The sequence below is a fragment of the Kibdelosporangium aridum genome, assembly GCF_900176515.1.
Lineage (GTDB): Bacteria > Actinomycetota > Actinomycetes > Mycobacteriales > Pseudonocardiaceae > Kibdelosporangium > Kibdelosporangium aridum.
Genome location: NZ_FWXV01000003.1, coordinates 73,840 through 89,106 on the forward strand (window position 1 = coordinate 73,840; position 15,267 = coordinate 89,106).

Below are 15,267 nucleotides of genomic sequence, written 5' to 3' on the forward strand. Positions count from 1 at the left end.
ATTTCCCATGAACCCGACTAGGAAGAATGGCGGCACGTTGTGACCGACACGGTGGAGTCGAATCTTGGCGTAGAGAACGGCCAGCAACAGCAGAGCCTGGCCACCGCGGCCGCGCGGAATTTGGCGACGACCACCAAATCCGTCCCGCAGATGCAGAGCATCACCTCGCGCTGGCTGCTGCGGGTCCTGCCGTGGGTGCAGGCCCAAGGTGGCGTGTACCGGGTCAACCGAAGGCTGAGCTACACCGTCGGTGACGGCCGGATCGCCGTCTCCAACACCGGGTCCAGGGTCCAGGTTGTCGGCCCGGACCTGGTGGAAATGGCTCTGCTGCGCACTTTCGAGGACGAGGACGCGCTCAACGCCTTGGCAGGCCGGTTCGAGCAGCAGGAGTACGAGCCCGGCGCCGTGATCGCCGAATTCGGTCACGAGGCCGACTACGTCTACGTGGTCGCGCACGGCAAGGTGAACAAGATCGGCACCGGTGAGTACGGTGACCAAACCGTGCTCGGCACGATGGTCGACGGCGACTATTTCGGCGACCAGGCGCTCATCCAAGATCAAAGCATCTGGGAGTTCACCGCCAAGGCTGTCACCCCGACGACGATTCTCGCATTGCCGAAACAGGCATTTCAGGAATTGCAAGATCAATCCGAGGCGTTGCGCGAGCACGTCAACGCTTACCGCAACAGCCCGAAAAAACCGGCAAACCCGTACGGTGAAGCCGAGATCGAACTGGCATCCGGCCACGACGGTGAACCGGACCTGCCGAGCACGTTCGTGGACTACGAACTCTCGCCGCGGGAATACGAGTTGAGCGTCGCGCAAACAGTCCTGCGCGTGCACACCAGGGTCGCCGACCTGTACAACCAGCCGATGAACCAGACGGAGCAACAGCTCCGGCTGACCATCGAGGCGCTGCGCGAACGCCAGGAACACGAGCTGATCAACAACCGCGACTTCGGCCTGCTCTGCAACGCCGACCTCAAACAGCGCATCCCGACCCGCAGCGGCCCGCCGACCCCGGACGACATGGACGAACTGCTGGCGACGGTGTGGAAGGACCCGATGTTCATCCTGGCCCACCCGCGCGCGATCGCCGCGTTCGGCCAGGAGTGCAACAAGCGGGGCCTCTACCCGCAGAGCATCGACCTCAACGGCCACCAGGTTCCGTCGTGGCGTGGCATCCCCGTGTTGCCGTGCAACAAGATTCCGGTGTCCAACACGAGGACCACGCAGATGATCGCGATGCGGGTCGGTGAGCAGAACCAGGGTGTGATCGGCCTGCACCAGACCGGCCTGCCGGACGAGTACCAGCCCGGCCTGTCGGTGCGGTTCATGAACATCAACGAGAAGGCGATCATCTCCTACCTGGTCAGCGCCTACTACTCGGCGGCGGTCCTGGTGCCGGACGCCCTCGGTGTGCTGGAGAACGTAGAACTGGGCAGAACTGACTAGTGGCCGATCGGCCTGAGCCGATCGCAGCCGTCAGTCCCCCACCTATCCCCTCGGCCACCAGACCTTGGCCGTTGCCACGCCTGACTTTCCCGTTCGGCCGTCGGCGCTCCCAGCGGACGGGGAAGAACAGAGAACAAAGAACAAAGGGCGTGGTGCCCTCATCGGCCAGGGGCGAGTCAAGGTGGTCGAGCGGGCGCTGGCCGATGTGCGGCCCTCCCTGAAGAAGGGCCATCGACATGGTTCGGCATCGGCCAGCGTCGAATCCCCGGCAGATCCGCACTCTCATCTGATCAACTAGGAACAGGCGGTCGAACACGTGACACAGGTCGAGAACCCCCAGTCGCAGCAGATGAGCCTCGGCACCGCCGCGGCGCGAAATCTGGCGACGACGACCAAGTCCGTACCGCAGATGCAGGGGATCACGCCGCGGTGGTTGTTGCGCGTCCTGCCATGGGTACAGGCCGAAGGCGGCACGTACCGCGTGAACCGGCGGCTCACGTACGCCATCGGCGACGGGTTGGTCAGCTTCACCAGCAGTGCGGGCCGTGTCCAGGTGGTGCCGCCGGAACTGCGTGAACTGGCTCTGCTGCACGATCTGGACGACGACGAGACGCTGGCCGCACTGGCCGGCCGGTTCGAGCAGCAGGAGTTCGAACCGGGAGACCTGATCATCCAGAGAGGAGGTCACGCCGACCGGCTCGTGCTGATGGCACACGGCAAGGCGGACAAGATCGGCCAAGGTGAGTACGGCGCGGACACCGTGCTCGACACGATCGGTGAAGGCGAGTACTTCGGCGAGCAGGCGCTGACCGGCCTGCGCGACGAGTGGAGCTTCTCGATCAAGGCGAAGACCCCGTGCATCACGTTGTCGTTGTCCCGTCAGGACTTCGACCGGATCACCGAGCAGTCCGACAAGCTGCGGGCGCACCTGGAGTACTTCGTCTCGTTGCGCGGCAAGCGGAGCAACGCCAAGGGCGAGGCAGAGATCGAGCTGTCCTCCGGCCACGAAGGCGAAGCGCTGCTACCGGCCACCTTTGTGGACTACGAACTCTCGCCGCGTGAGTACGAGCTGAGCGTCACGCAGACGGTCCTGCGGATCCACACCAGGGTCGCGGATCTGTACAACCAGCCGATGAACCAGACCGAGCAACAGCTCCGGCTGACCGTCGAGGCGCTGCGTGAACGCCAAGAGTACGAGATGATCAACAACCGGCAGATCGGGCTGCTGCACAACGCGGACCTCAAGCAGCGCATCCCCACCCGGACCGGGCCGCCGACCCCGGACGACATGGACGAGCTGATCTCACGCAGGCGCAAGACCCAGTTCATCCTCGCCCACCCGAAGGCGATCGCCGCGTTCGGCCGGGAGTGCAACAGCAGGGGGATCTACCCGAACACCAAGGAACTCGACGGCAAGATCGTCCGCACCTGGCGCAACATCCCGCTGCTGCCGTGCGACAAGATCCCGGTCAGCGAGACCGGCCGGACCTCGATCATCGCGATGCGGACCGGCGAGAAGAACCAGGGCGTGATCGGCCTGCACCACGCCGGCCTGCCGGACGAGCTCGAACCCGGCCTGAACGTGCGGTTCATGGGCGTCAACGAGAAAGCCATCATGTCGTACCTGGTCAGTGCCTACTACTCGGTCGCGGTGATGGTGCCGGACGCGCTCGGCATCCTCGAGAGCGTTGAGCTCGGGCGTTGATGTCATGACACTTCGTGAGGTGACGACCGAAAGCCGTCAACCGGGTGAGGTGCTGGCATGGAGCAGGGACATGGTCGACCCGGCGACCCGTGCCGCGGTCGGCACCCTGCCCGGTTCGATGCGGCATATCGCCGGTTACCACTACGGGTGGTGGGACGAGACCGGCACGCCGACGGAAACCTCTGGCGGCAAGGCATTACGGCCGACGTTGACGCTGCTGGCGGCCGAGGCGGTCGGCGGTGTGGCGTCGGCCGCCGTGCCTGCCGCCGTCGCGATCGAGCTGGTGCACAACTTCTCCTTGCTGCACGACGACGTGATCGACGGTGACGTCACGCGCAGGCACCGGCCGACGGCGTGGAGTGTTTTCGGCCGCAGTGCGGCGATTCTGGCCGGTGATTCCCTGCTGACGCTCGCCTTCGACGTCCTCGCGGCGAGCGGGCATCCCGATTCCCGGGAGGGCATGCGGATCCTCAGCGCCGCCGTCCAGTCCCTTGTGGAGGGCCAGAGTCTCGATGTGGCGTTCGAGGACCGCCAGGACATCGAACTGGCCGAGTGCGAGGTGATGGCTCGGGGCAAGACCGGGGCGCTGATCAGCGCGGCGTGTGCCATCGGAGCGTTGTTCGGCGGCGCCCGCAGCGCGCAGGTCGAGCACATGCGTGCCTTCGGCGCGGAACTCGGCCTGGCGTTCCAGTTGGTCGACGACCTGCTCGGGATCTGGGGTGACCCGGCGGTGACCGGCAAGCCGGTGTACTCGGATCTGCACAACCGCAAGAAATCGCTGCCTGTAGTGGCCGCGTTGAGATCGAAAACTACTGCGGCACAGGAACTACACGAGCTGTACCACGCCGACCGGCCGTTGTCGGGCGTTGACGTCGAACGCGCCGCCGCGCTGATCGACGCGGCCGGTGGCCAGGCGTGGTGCCAGGCACAGGCCGACGACCGGCTGGCCCGTGCTATCCACCGGCTGCGGTCGGCGGACCCAGTGGCCGGTGCCGCCGCCGAACTGGCCGGGCTGGCCTGCCTGGTCACCCATCGCGACCACTGAGTTCCCTCGTGGGGTTTCTAACCGGACTGGAGACTCACGAGCAGATAAGAGGGGCCGCCATGCAGGTCAAGGTGTTGCTCGCGTCGCCACGGTCGTTCTGCGCCGGGGTGGAACGCGCGATCGAGATCGTCGAAGAGGTGCTGCGGCACCGAAAACCACCTGTCTACGTGCGTAAGCAGATCGTGCACAACAAGCATGTCGTCGCCGATCTGGCCACACGCGGTGCGGTGTTCGTCGACGAACTCGACGCCGTTCCGGACGGCGCGACCGTGGTCTTCTCGGCACACGGGGTCTCCCCCGCCGTGCGTGAGGAAGCCGAACGGCGACGGCTTGACGTGATCGACGCGACCTGTCCGCTGGTCACGAAGGTACACACAGAGGCCCGTCGCTTCGCCGGCCGAGGCGACACGGTGGTGCTAGTCGGACACGCCGGGCACGAGGAGGTGGAAGGCACGCTCGGCGAGGCACCAGACCGGACCGTACTGGTGCAGACCGCGGAAGATGTTGCGAGCCTGGACATTCCCGATCCGTCGAGGGTCTCGTACCTGATGCAGACGACGTTGGCGGTCGACGAGGCCGCGGAGGTGGTGTCGGCCCTCCGGGCTCGGTTTCCGGACCTGCGCGGCCCGGCTTCGGACGACATTTGTTACGCCACAACCAATCGGCAGAACGCGTTGCACGCGATCGCCGACGAGGCGGACCTGGTCCTGGTAGTCGGGTCGACGAATTCGTCCAACTCGGTGCGACTGGTCGAATTGGCGCAACGCCATGGCACGCCTGCGTACTTGATCGACGATGTCAGCGACATCAAGGCGAGATGGCTGGAGGGTGTGCGTGTCATCGGGATCACCGCAGGCGCTTCCGCACCACCGGGACTGGTCGACGAGGTGGTCGCCGCGTTGAACCCGATCAGCGTGGAGAACCGGGAAACGGTCACCGAGACCATCCAGTTCACCCTGCCGCCCGCGGCGAGGCGGTCGTCATGATCTCGGGTCCCGCCGATCTGGCGGCCAAGTCCACTTCCGAACTGGCCACTGTGGCCAATGACATCCGTGACTTCCTGATTCGCAAGGTGTCCAGGACCGGCGGGCACCTCGGTCCCAACCTCGGCGCGGTCGAGCTGACCATCGCCCTGCACCGGGTTTTCCATTCGCCGCACGACGTCCTGCTGTTCGACACCGGGCATCAGGCCTACGTGCACAAGATCCTGACCGGCCGCGAGTCCGATTTCGACTCGCTGCGCCAAGCCGGTGGCCTGTCCGGGTATCCGTCCCGGTCCGAGTCCGAACACGACGTGATCGAGAACTCGCACGCGTCCACCGCGCTGTCCTATGCGGACGGATGGGCCAAGGCCTTCGCGTTGCAGCAATCGACGCGCCGAGTGGTCGCGGTGATCGGCGACGGCGCGTTGACCGGCGGGATGGCGTGGGAGGCGTTGAACAACATCGGCTCCGCGCCGGACCGTCCAGTTGTCATCGTGTTGAACGACAACGGACGGTCGTACGCGCCTACTATCGGCGGGATAGCTAGTCATCTAGCCGTGCTGCGCTACGAGGGCGACCGCAACATCTTCGAGGACTTGGGGTTGGCGTACATCGGCCCGGTGGACGGGCACGACATCACCGACCTGGAGCACGCTTTGCGCAAGGCAGTCCGGTTGAACAGACCGGTGGTGGTGCATTGCCTGACGCGTAAGGGAAAAGGGTACGCACCGGCCGAAGAGGACGAAGCAGACCGCCTGCACGCGGTCGGACCCGTTGGTGCGGCCAAGAAACGATCGTGGACCTCGGTGTTCGCCGAGGAGATCACGGCGATCGGCGCGGAGCGCGAGGACATCGTGTGCATCACCGCGGCCATGGCCGAACCGGCCGGCTTGGCCGGCTTCGCTTCGCGTTTCCCTGACCGGATGTTCGACGTCGGGATCGCCGAGCAGCACGCCGTGACCTCGGCCGCGGGCCTGGCCATGGCCGGGATGCACCCGGTGGTGGCGATCTACTCGACGTTCCTGAACCGCGCGGTCGACCAGTTGCTGATGGACGTGGCACTGCACCGGCAACCGGTCACGTTCGTGCTCGACCGAGCCGGGATCACCGGGCCGGACGGGCCGAGCCACCACGGTATGTGGGACTCGTCGATTCTGCCTGTCGTTCCTGGTCTCCGGCTTGCCAGCCCACGGGACCCAGCGAGGCTGCGGGAACTGCTCAGAGAAGCGGTCGACGTCAACGACGGACCGACCGTCGTGCGCTACCCCAAGGCCACCGCGAGCGACGACATCCCGGCTGTGCGCCGGACCGGGCACTGTGACGTGCTGCTGGAATGCCCAGGTGCCGATGTCTTGTTGGTCGCGGTTGGCCCGTTGGCGTCGGCTTGTCTTCAGGCCGCGGATGAACTGCGTGCCCAGGGCGTGCCGGTGATCGTGGTCGATCCCCGCTGGATCGCGCCGATCGACCCGTGCCTGCTGAAGCTCGCCGGGGCACACCGGCTTGTGGTCGCGGTCGAAGACACCACGACACCAGGAGCTTTGGGCGGACGGATCGCGCAAGCGCTGGCGGCCAACGGTTCGGACACGTGCGCGGCGACCTTCGCGCTGCCGCCACGGTTCCTGCCACACGCATCCCGCTCGGAGATCCTGCGCGCGCACGGCCTCGACGCGGCCGGAATCACCACCACCGTGCTCAAACGCCTGGAGGCACTGTCTTGACCCTCGTTCAACTCGGCCCGCCGACGCTGCGCCGGAAGTCCCGTCAAGTGCTCGTCGGCGACGTTCCGGTGGGCGGGAACGCGCCAGTGAGCGTGCAGTCGATGACGACGACCGTGACGTCCGATGTGGACTCGACGTTGCAGCAGATCGCGGAGTTGACCGCGGCGGGCTGCCAGATCATCCGGGTGGCCGTGCCCTCACAGGATGACGCCGACGCACTGCCGGCGATCGCTCGCAAGTCGCCGATCCCGGTGGTCGCGGACATCCACTTCCAGCCGAAGTACGTGTTCGCCGCGATCGAGGCGGGGTGTGCCGCCGTGCGGGTCAATCCCGGCAACATCAGGCAGTTCGACGACAAGGTGCGGGAGATTTCCCTTGCTGCCTCGTCCGCCGGTGTCCCGATCCGGATCGGGGTCAACGCGGGGTCGTTGGACAAACGTTTGCTTGAGAAGTACGGCAAGGCCACGCCGGACGCGTTGGTCGAGTCCGCGCTGTGGGAGTGTTCGTTGTTCGAAGAACACGGGTTCCGGGACATCAAGATCTCGGTGAAGCACCACGATCCGCTGGTGATGATCGAGGCGTACCGCAAACTGGCCGCGCGCTGCGACTACCCGCTGCACCTCGGGGTGACCGAAGCCGGGCCACGCTTCCAGGGCACGATCAAGTCGTCGGTGGCCTTCGGTGTGCTGCTCGCCGAAGGGATAGGCGACACCATCCGGGTCTCGTTGTCCGCGCCACCGGTCGAGGAAGTCAAGGTGGGCGCGCAGATCCTGGAGTCCTTGGGGCTCCGGCCGCGCAGGCTGGAGATCGTCTCGTGCCCGTCGTGCGGGCGGGCCCAGGTGGACGTCTACAAGCTGGCCGAGGAGGTCACGGCCGCGTTCGACGGTTTCCCGGTGCCGCTACGGGTGGCCGTGATGGGCTGCGTGGTGAACGGACCGGGCGAGGCGCGCGAAGCCGACCTCGGCGTGTCGTCCGGAAACGGGAAGGGACAGATTTTCGTTCGGGGACAAGTGGTTCGGACCGTGCCGGAGAGCAAGATCGTGGAAACCCTGCTCGAGGAGGCGCTGAATCGCGATTGGAGCACTAATGTCTGAGCCGTGCGAGAAGTCCAGCAGAAGGTCGCCCAGGTCGCTGACAAACTCGGCCTGCACGCGAACGCGCCCAGCCTGACACTGACACTGCTGTCGGAAATCGGGCGGTTGTCCGATGAAGTGCTTGCCGCGACCGCGAACGGGCGCAGGCCGTTCCGGCCGACGGAAGGCTGGGAGCAGCGGCTGGCGGACCTGGCGTTCACGGTGATCAACCTGGCCGATCAGACCGGCGTGGACCTGACCACGGCATTGGAAGGCACGATCGCACGGCACGAAGCGAACGCGAAACCCGTCGACGACCTGCCTGGCTGGTAATTCGCTTTGCGGCGTGCGCGGGCCTGCAGTTGGATGACGTGATGGCATCCAGGATCCACAACGTGTCACTGAACGCGCTGGACGCGTACGGCCTCGCCGAGTTCTGGGCCAAGGTCTACGACAGGCCGATCGACGAGGTCGACAAACCGGGTGACCCCGAAGTGGCGATCGACCTCGGCGGCGGGATGAACATGTTCTTCCAGCAGGTGCCGGAAGCCAAGACGCCGCTGCGCAATCGAATGCACATCTGCCTGCAGCCCGACACGACCCGGGACGAGGAAGTAGACCGGCTGCAAGGACTCGGCGCCAAGCTGCTGGAAGACTTCCGTCGCCCGGACGGCACCGGCTGGGTCGTGATGGCGGATCCCGAGGGCAACGAGTTCTGCGTCGAGCGCAGCACGGCGGAGCGCGCAGCCACCTGAACCACTCGGAGGAACCGATGCGCAACGCAGAACTCGAGAAGCTCGGCGGCCTCGTCGGCACGTGGGCAACGACGTTGTCGAACGCCTGGTTCCTCGACCCGCCGGGCCTCGAAGTGCCAGGAACAACCACCATCGAGTGGCTCGGCGAGTCGCTGCTGTTCATGCGAACGAAACTCGGCGAACGCGCGCACCACTCCGAGATGAGCTTCGTCATCGGACGCAGCGACCCGAACAACACATACGTCGCGCTCTACCAAGACGATCGCGGCGTATGCCGCTTCTACGCCATGACCTTCGCCGGTGGGCACTGGACCATGTCCCGTGAAGACCCGGACATGCACCAACGCTTCATCGCCGAGGTCGAAAACGACCGGATCGTCGGCCGGTGGGAGGCCTCCGAGGACCAGGGCGAGACGTGGCGGAAGGACTACGGCCTCACGTTCGAGCGGACTTAGGACTGGGCGGCGCGTTCTCTAGTGCAACGCAGCGAGGTAGCTGACTTGTCTTGCCGTCCTGGGCTGCGTTGACGAGTAGGCTCCGGGGCGGGGGTGCGTGACATGCACACAGATGTGGATATCGCGGTCATCGGGGGCGGGCGGGGTGGGTTGACCCTGGCGATCGGTCTGCTGCGCCGGTCTGTTTCGGTGGCGGTGTTCGAGCAGACCTCCGAATTGCGCGAGATCGGGGCTGGCGTCGCGATCGCGGCCAACGGAACCCGGCTGTTGCGGGAACTGGGTGTTGAGCTGGCAAACGCCGGGAACATTCCCCCTTACCTGGAATTCCGCCGCTGGAACGACGGCGGCTTGATCTCCTCGCACGAGTTGGGACGCTGGTATGAGGACCGCATGGGGGCGCCGATGGTCACCATGCATCGGGGCACGCTGCAGCGAATGCTCACCGAGCAGGTGCCGAAGGAGCACGTCCACCTGGACCACCAAGTGACCGAACTCGTCGCGGAAGACGGTGGGGTACGCCTGCGGTTCGCCAACGCGCCGGATGTGGTGGCCAAGGCCGTGGTCGGCGTCGACGGCATGCGTTCGGTGGTCCGCCGCTACGTTGCTGGGGCGGTGTCACCGGTCTGTTCCGGTGAGATCGGGTTCCGTGGAGTGATCCCGGTAGGCGCGTCACCGAGTCTGCCCAACCCGACGTCGCTACAGGTGTGGTGCGGTCCCAGAACCCATGCCATCACCTATGGCGTGGACGACGGGCGGCTGATCAACCTGCTGGCCGTGTCTGTACCCGACGAGATCCCGGCATGGACACGATCAACCAACCGTGTGCCTGCCACTCGCGCTGAAGCGCTCGCGATCTTCTCCCGTGCCGGATGGACAGACAGCATGCTCGAACTCATCCGCGGTATCGAGGGTGACATGCATTTCTGGGCGTTGCAGGAGTTGCCAGGCCTGCGCCGATGGAGCCGTGGCCGCGTGGTACTGGCCGGCGATGCCGCGCATGCACCGCTGCCGCACCAGGGCCAGGGAGCAGGCCAAGCCATCGAAAGTGCCTACACCTTGGCCCACTTGCTGGCCGAAGCCGGGCCGGACGCCTACCAGCGCGCGTTCGACATCTACGAGCGGCTGCGCAAACAACGCACGCGACGGGTGCAGCATTACTCGCGGATGGCCGGCAAGCTGATCAAACTCACCGGCGCAACCGTGCCGCGACGCGACCACGACCTGGCGGACTTGCCGAGACGAATCGGCTGGATCCACGAATACCGCGCCGACTTCGCCGTCCGCGCAGCCCAATGACATTCGATCGCCGGCCCCGCGACAACCTCAGGCGGCTGTTGTGACGTCGGCCCGCAGCTGGTCACGCTGGCGATCGGTTGACGGATAAAGCAAGCTCACCACGCCGATCGCCACTCCGGCTCCGATCAACTGAGTGAGGACGAAGAGCGGGACCGAAGAGGGGGCGATGCCGGCGAAGGTGTCGCTGAAGATCCGGCCGACGCTGATAGCGGGGTTGGCGAAGCTCGTCGAACTGGTGAAGAAGTACGCCGCGCCGATGTACGCACCCACTGCGGCGGGTGCCCGATCGGCGCGGCCGGTGCGGACGAGCGAGAAGATCACCAGCAGCAGGCCAGCGGTCGCGACGACCTCGGAGACGCCGTGGGCGAAGGTCGCCCGTTCAGTCGTGCTGATGCTGACCGGGTCGGCGGAGAACAGCACGTTGGCCACGACCGCACCCGTGACGCAACCGGCCACTTGCGCCGGGGCGTAGGCCAGGAATCGGCGCCAGGACGAACCGCCCAGCAGGACATCGGCCAGCGTCACCACTGGGTTGAAGTGTGCGCCGCTGACCGGCCCGAAGATCAGGATCAACGCGTACAGCCCAGCCGCAGTCGCGGCGGCGTTCTCCAGCAACTGCAACCCGACGTCGTCCGGGGACAGGCGTTGCGCGGCGATCCCTGAGCCGATCACGACCGCGGCGAGCAACATGCTGCCCAGGAACTCGGCGAGGACCGGGCGTGCGAGCGGCTCAGTGGAGCGCGGGGACATTCAACTCCTCAAGCAGGTCACGGATACGGCGTTCGATCTCGTCACGCACCGGGCGAACGTCCTCAACACCCTTGCCTGCCGGGTCGTCGAGCTGCCAGTCGAGGTAGCGCTTGCCCGGGAACACCGGGCATGCGTCGCCGCAGCCCATCGTGATCACCACGTCGGCGGCCTGGACGATCTCCGTGGTCCACGGCTTCGGGAACTCCTTGGAGATGTCGATCCCGCGTTCGGCCATGGCCGCGACCGCGGACGGGTTGATCTCGTAACCAGGCTCCGAACCGCCGGACCACGCAACCGCGCCGTCTCCGGCCAGGTACTGGAAGAACCCGAGTGCCATCTGGCTACGCCCGGCGTTGTGCACGCACAGGAACAGCACGACCGGCTTGCCGTCCTGGATATGTCCTTCCACTTTGGCCAGTGCTTGCAGGCGTTGCCGGGCGAACCGTTCGGCCAGCAAGGGCAGGAAGTTCGGGATCGTGCTGCGCGAGGCGAACTGGTCGTAGCTGGAGTGCAGGAACAGTTCGATGGTTTCCTGGCCGAACACGCCGTCGAATTGCTCGCGCAAGCGGGTTGCCGCGGAGCGCAGGGCAAGGCGTTGGTCGATGCTCAGGTCGTGGGTCTCAGTCATCCTTGTCTCCCAAGGGATGTACCGCGGGCGCGAGCCGCTCGACGCGCTCGGCCAAGTCAACGAAAGCGCGTTCGAAAGCGTCGTCGCTGCCTGCCTTGACCGGATCGGGGACCGACCAGTGCAGTCGTTCCCCCTCGGCGAGTTCTTCGTGCGCGTTGTCGCACACAGCAACCACCAGGTCGTCAGGCTGGAGTACGTCTCGGACATGCGCTGTGCGAGCACGGGCCAGCGACAACCCATGCTGCCGCGCAGTGGCCACGGCAAGCGGATGCACGCGCCTGGCCGGGACCGTCCCCGCTGACGTGGCGGGGACCTGACTACGTCGTTTCCACAACGCGGCCGCGAGTTGCGAACGCGCGGAATTTCCCGTGCACACGAAGACCACTCGTGACGCGTCCCGGGCGCCCCTCGGGGACAGGTCGTGCAGCACACGCAACCGGAGGTAGGTCCGGCGATGGTCACCTTCGGACCGGGATCGCTCCACGATTCCGGCTTGTTCCAACGACTTCACATGATGGGCCAGCAGATTGCTCGGCAAGCCCAATGCCCGCCCCAGCTCGCTGGGCGACGCGTCGCCCAGCGACAGCAGGTCCACGATCGCCAACCGAGCCGGTTCGCCGAGCGCGGCGTGCTGCCGCGCCCGGTCGACCAGCGCCGAAGGCCACTCAACGTTCATTGAGTCAATGATTGCTGAGTTAATCGCCCGAGTCAACCCGGCCATTGCTGTCCTGCACATGAACCTGACCGTCGGCTAGCCGCTGACCTTGCAGTTGCGTTCGCATCCTCAGGCTGTCGGGGGAACCGATCGCGAGGGCGTACAGCGCCGGGCACATGCCGTCCTCTCTCCGTGGCCCGGACGAGCCGCAGGCAGGAGTGATTTCGGCGAGGATGACGGCATGAACCACGATCGCGTGATGGGCGTCGACGCGTGCAAGGCCGGGTGGGTAGGTATCACTGTGGCCGCAGGACAGGTCGATAGCCATGTCGCAGCCACAATCGAAGAATTGGTCGCCTTGGCCGACGGACCGCTTGCGGTGATTGCCATCGACATGCCCATCGGGTTGCCCGACCGCGACCAGCGGGAAGCAGACATCCTTGCCCGGCAACAAATTGGCTCATTGCGGTCCTCGGTGTTCATGACACCCGTCCGCGCCGTTCTCGACGCTACCGATCACCTCACGGCCAGCGAGCGCAATCGCCAACTGACTGGCGAAGGCATCTCCATTCAAGCATTCGGCTTGTTGCACAAGCTTCGGCAAGTGGATCGATGGATCCGCCAGCGCCCATGTCACGTCGTGGAAGCCCATCCCGAGGTCAGCTTCGCGCTTCTGGCCGGTGCGCCACTCACCGCACGCAAGCACACATGGGCCGGCGCCCACCTGCGGCGGCGACTGCTCACTGACGCCGGAATCCCGCTGGACAGCGATCTTGGCGACGCCGGCCGGAAAGCCGCCGTGGACGACGTCCTCGACGCCGCCATCTGCGCGTGGACAGCACAACGCGTCGCGCGCGGCCAGGCACGATCCTTGCCCGATCCACCCCAGGTATTCACCGACGGCCTACCTTGCGCTATCTGGAGTTAACGACCCGATGGCGGACAGTCCGGGTGGTTCACTGGTCGCCGGTCCCACGCTGTTTGGCTATCGCGTCGATTTCGTCGGCGATGGTGGACCACAGTTCGCGCGGAAGGTCGTGGCCCATCCCCGGGTAGCTGACGAAGCGCGCACCGGGGATGGCTGTGGCGGTGGCCCTGCCCGCTCGGATCGGTTGCACGGGATCGGCTTGTCCGGTCAGCACCACACTGGGCACCCGTATCCGAGACAGTTCGGCACGGCGGTCGCCGGTGGCCCGGGAGGCCTCCCTCTGTCTGCGCGCCGCTGCCGGATCCGTGCGGTGCTCGTAGGTGCGGCTGGCCATCTCGCGGAGCCAGTCCTCGTCATGCGGGTAGCCGGTGGAACCGATGATCCGCATCATCCCGATCAAACGCTCGGCCTCGGCCTGTGGCCCTGTTCCCCGAACGCGCAACCCCAACGCGAGCATGCGGAGCACGAGCCTGGGCGTGCGCCGGTTCCACCACAGGGAGGGATTCGGTGCCGAGGAAAGCGAGGTCAGGCTCAGCACACGCGGCTGCTGGCGTACCGCCATGACCTGCGCGATCATGCCACCGAGGGAGACGCCCACCAGATGAGCCGCCGGCCAGGCCAGCGCGTCGAGCACCGCACAAGCATCCGCGGCCATATCGGCGAGTGTGTAGGCGCGGGGGACGCGCGAGGACCGCCCCGAATCCCGGTTGTCGAACAGCGCGAGCCGGAACCCGCGTCGTGCCAACTCCGTGCAGAACCCGTCCGGCCAGGCTTCCATCGGAGCGCTGCCCCCCTGAATGAGCAACAGCGGACGCTCACCCTCACCCGTCGTCCGGTAAGCGATCTCGACATCGCCATTGCGGGTCGTCGAGACATCCATGGCAGCCCTCCCATCCAGGCCCACCGAGAGGCTACCGCCAACCGTGTGTTCACCAGCCCTGGCCGGGGATGCGGCCTGGGCAGGGGCGGCCCGTGGAGGCATTGATCGGGGGAACAGATGCGTCCGTTCGGGAATTGGGCGTGGCATGAGCCAACTCGTAGACCGCACGATCACTGCACTTCGCTCTGAGCATGACGTGCTTGCCGGTCTCGTGCGCACCCTTACCGACGACCAGTCTGGAATACGACAGCCGCTGGCTCGACACGGTCGAGGCGCTCACCCCCGAGCAGCGCTCGTCGCTGACCGTCGACCTCGGGTTCCTGCCGGAGCCGGTCCCGCTGGTGACCGCCCTGGGCATGCGGCTCAACGAGGTGGCCAACCATTCCTGGGACGTGCGCGTGGCATTCGACGCGCACGCCGAAGTGGACGCCGATTCGGCCGCGGTACTCGTCGACCTCCTGACCGGGCCCGTGGCCTTCATGCTGAATTTCCTCGCGAAGCCGGCCGAGCTCACCGACCCGGTGTCCGTCGCGGTCCCAGGCGCCGGTCTGGTGATCGACGACGCGGTCACCGTGGTTGACCATGTCGAGTCACCTTCCGCGACGTTCAACGGGCCGCCGGAAGCGTTTGTCCGGCTGATCAGCGGCCGTCTCAAGGCCCCGTACGACAACGGCGTCACCATCGACGGCAACATCACGCTCGACGACCTGCGTCGCGTTTTCCCCGGCTTCTAACGGAAATCAACGGGTACGCCCTCGATGCGCTCCTTGGAAGTGGCGTCAAGTTCGCTCGTCGGTGCCACGCACGTCCGCATCTCGGCATGAGCGAGCGTGCGTGGCATTGACCTGCTCACCTTGGCCCAGCCGGGCGTCCCGAAACCACGAACAGTCATGAACTTGTGCATGAGTCTCGACGGTAGGCAGATCACGGCCGCCGCGGCT

The 15,267-nt window shown here is 66.1% G+C and carries 17 protein-coding genes; 12 read left to right on the forward strand and 5 right to left on the reverse strand.

Features of this window, described 5'->3' with window-relative positions; genetic code table 11:
- Window positions 1-39: 39 nt before the first annotated feature.
- The 10 genes from B9C43_RS19355 to B9C43_RS19400 all read left to right on the forward strand — a co-directional run bounded on the left by B9C43_RS19355 (window position 40) and on the right by B9C43_RS19400 (window position 10,485).
- The gene (locus B9C43_RS19355; RefSeq protein ID WP_033389429.1) at window positions 40-1,455 is read left to right on the forward strand and encodes a family 2B encapsulin nanocompartment shell protein; all 1,416 of its coding nucleotides are present in this window, start codon (window positions 40-42) and stop codon (window positions 1,453-1,455) included.
- A gap of 316 nt (window positions 1,456-1,771) precedes the next feature.
- Window positions 1,772-3,160, forward strand: a complete 1,389-nt coding sequence (locus tag B9C43_RS19360) for a family 2B encapsulin nanocompartment shell protein (protein WP_407657106.1) — start codon at window positions 1,772-1,774, stop codon at window positions 3,158-3,160.
- A 4-nt stretch (window positions 3,161-3,164) separates the two neighbouring features.
- Window positions 3,165-4,205: a family 2 encapsulin nanocompartment cargo protein polyprenyl transferase gene (locus B9C43_RS19365; protein WP_084428377.1), complete on the forward strand. Its 1,041-nt coding sequence runs from the start codon at window positions 3,165-3,167 to the stop codon at window positions 4,203-4,205.
- Window positions 4,206-4,264: 59 nt separating this feature from the next.
- Window positions 4,265-5,191, forward strand: coding sequence for a 4-hydroxy-3-methylbut-2-enyl diphosphate reductase (gene ispH / locus B9C43_RS19370; protein ID WP_084428378.1), 927 nt, complete (start codon window positions 4,265-4,267; stop codon window positions 5,189-5,191).
- The gene (locus B9C43_RS19375; protein WP_084428379.1) at window positions 5,188-6,906 is read left to right on the forward strand and encodes a 1-deoxy-D-xylulose-5-phosphate synthase; all 1,719 of its coding nucleotides are present in this window, start codon (window positions 5,188-5,190) and stop codon (window positions 6,904-6,906) included. The genes ispH and B9C43_RS19375 overlap by 4 nt, the downstream gene beginning before the upstream one ends.
- Window positions 6,903-8,000: a flavodoxin-dependent (E)-4-hydroxy-3-methylbut-2-enyl-diphosphate synthase gene (gene ispG / locus B9C43_RS19380; RefSeq protein WP_084428380.1), complete on the forward strand. Its 1,098-nt coding sequence runs from the start codon at window positions 6,903-6,905 to the stop codon at window positions 7,998-8,000. The genes B9C43_RS19375 and ispG overlap by 4 nt, the downstream gene beginning before the upstream one ends.
- Before the next feature lie 3 nt (window positions 8,001-8,003).
- A complete protein-coding gene (locus B9C43_RS19385) occupies window positions 8,004-8,312 on the forward strand; it encodes a hypothetical protein (RefSeq protein ID WP_033389426.1) in 309 nt (102 codons plus the stop codon).
- A 41-nt stretch (window positions 8,313-8,353) separates the two neighbouring features.
- Window positions 8,354-8,734: a VOC family protein gene (locus tag B9C43_RS56740; protein ID WP_084428381.1), complete on the forward strand. Its 381-nt coding sequence runs from the start codon at window positions 8,354-8,356 to the stop codon at window positions 8,732-8,734.
- Between the two features lie 17 nt (window positions 8,735-8,751).
- Complete coding sequence (locus B9C43_RS19395; RefSeq protein WP_084428382.1) at window positions 8,752-9,189, forward strand: hypothetical protein; 438 nt, start codon at window positions 8,752-8,754, stop codon at window positions 9,187-9,189.
- Window positions 9,190-9,291: 102 nt separating this feature from the next.
- On the forward strand, window positions 9,292-10,485 hold the full coding sequence (locus B9C43_RS19400; RefSeq protein WP_143446456.1) for an FAD-dependent monooxygenase: 1,194 nt from the start codon (window positions 9,292-9,294) through the stop codon (window positions 10,483-10,485).
- Between the two features lie 27 nt (window positions 10,486-10,512).
- Here B9C43_RS19400 and B9C43_RS19405 read toward each other — a convergent pair whose 3' ends face one another.
- Genes B9C43_RS19405 through B9C43_RS19415 form a run of 3 tightly spaced genes read right to left on the reverse strand, consistent with a single transcriptional unit; the run spans window position 10,513 to window position 12,539 of the window.
- Window positions 10,513-11,235 (reverse strand): MIP/aquaporin family protein, encoded by a 723-nt coding sequence (locus B9C43_RS19405; protein ID WP_084428384.1) that lies wholly within the window; start codon window positions 11,233-11,235, stop codon window positions 10,513-10,515.
- Window positions 11,216-11,863: an arsenate reductase ArsC gene (locus B9C43_RS19410; protein WP_033389418.1), complete on the reverse strand. Its 648-nt coding sequence runs from the start codon at window positions 11,861-11,863 to the stop codon at window positions 11,216-11,218. Before B9C43_RS19410 ends, B9C43_RS19405 begins: the two co-directional genes overlap by 20 nt.
- Window positions 11,856-12,539, reverse strand: coding sequence for an arsenate reductase/protein-tyrosine-phosphatase family protein (locus B9C43_RS19415; protein WP_084428385.1), 684 nt, complete (start codon window positions 12,537-12,539; stop codon window positions 11,856-11,858). Before B9C43_RS19415 ends, B9C43_RS19410 begins: the two co-directional genes overlap by 8 nt.
- Window positions 12,540-12,777: 238 nt before the next feature.
- Here B9C43_RS19415 and B9C43_RS19420 point away from each other — a divergent pair, with 238 nt between their 5' ends.
- Window positions 12,778-13,446, forward strand: a complete 669-nt coding sequence (locus B9C43_RS19420; protein WP_160096588.1) for a DUF429 domain-containing protein — start codon at window positions 12,778-12,780, stop codon at window positions 13,444-13,446.
- 28 nt (window positions 13,447-13,474) lie between these two features.
- Here the strand turns inward: B9C43_RS19420 and B9C43_RS19425 are convergent, their stop codons facing one another.
- On the reverse strand, window positions 13,475-14,326 hold the full coding sequence (locus B9C43_RS19425) for an alpha/beta fold hydrolase (protein ID WP_084428387.1): 852 nt from the start codon (window positions 14,324-14,326) through the stop codon (window positions 13,475-13,477).
- 191 nt (window positions 14,327-14,517) lie between these two features.
- Between B9C43_RS19425 and B9C43_RS19430 the strand changes: the two genes are divergently transcribed.
- On the forward strand, window positions 14,518-15,060 hold the full coding sequence (locus B9C43_RS19430) for a maleylpyruvate isomerase mycothiol-dependent enzyme family protein (protein ID WP_235038725.1): 543 nt from the start codon (window positions 14,518-14,520) through the stop codon (window positions 15,058-15,060).
- On the opposite strand, the gene B9C43_RS56745 is transcribed toward B9C43_RS19430, so the two are convergent.
- Window positions 15,057-15,230, reverse strand: coding sequence for a hypothetical protein (locus B9C43_RS56745; RefSeq protein ID WP_160096590.1), 174 nt, complete (start codon window positions 15,228-15,230; stop codon window positions 15,057-15,059). The genes B9C43_RS19430 and B9C43_RS56745 overlap by 4 nt on opposite strands.
- Between the last annotated feature and the right edge of the window lie 37 nt (window positions 15,231-15,267).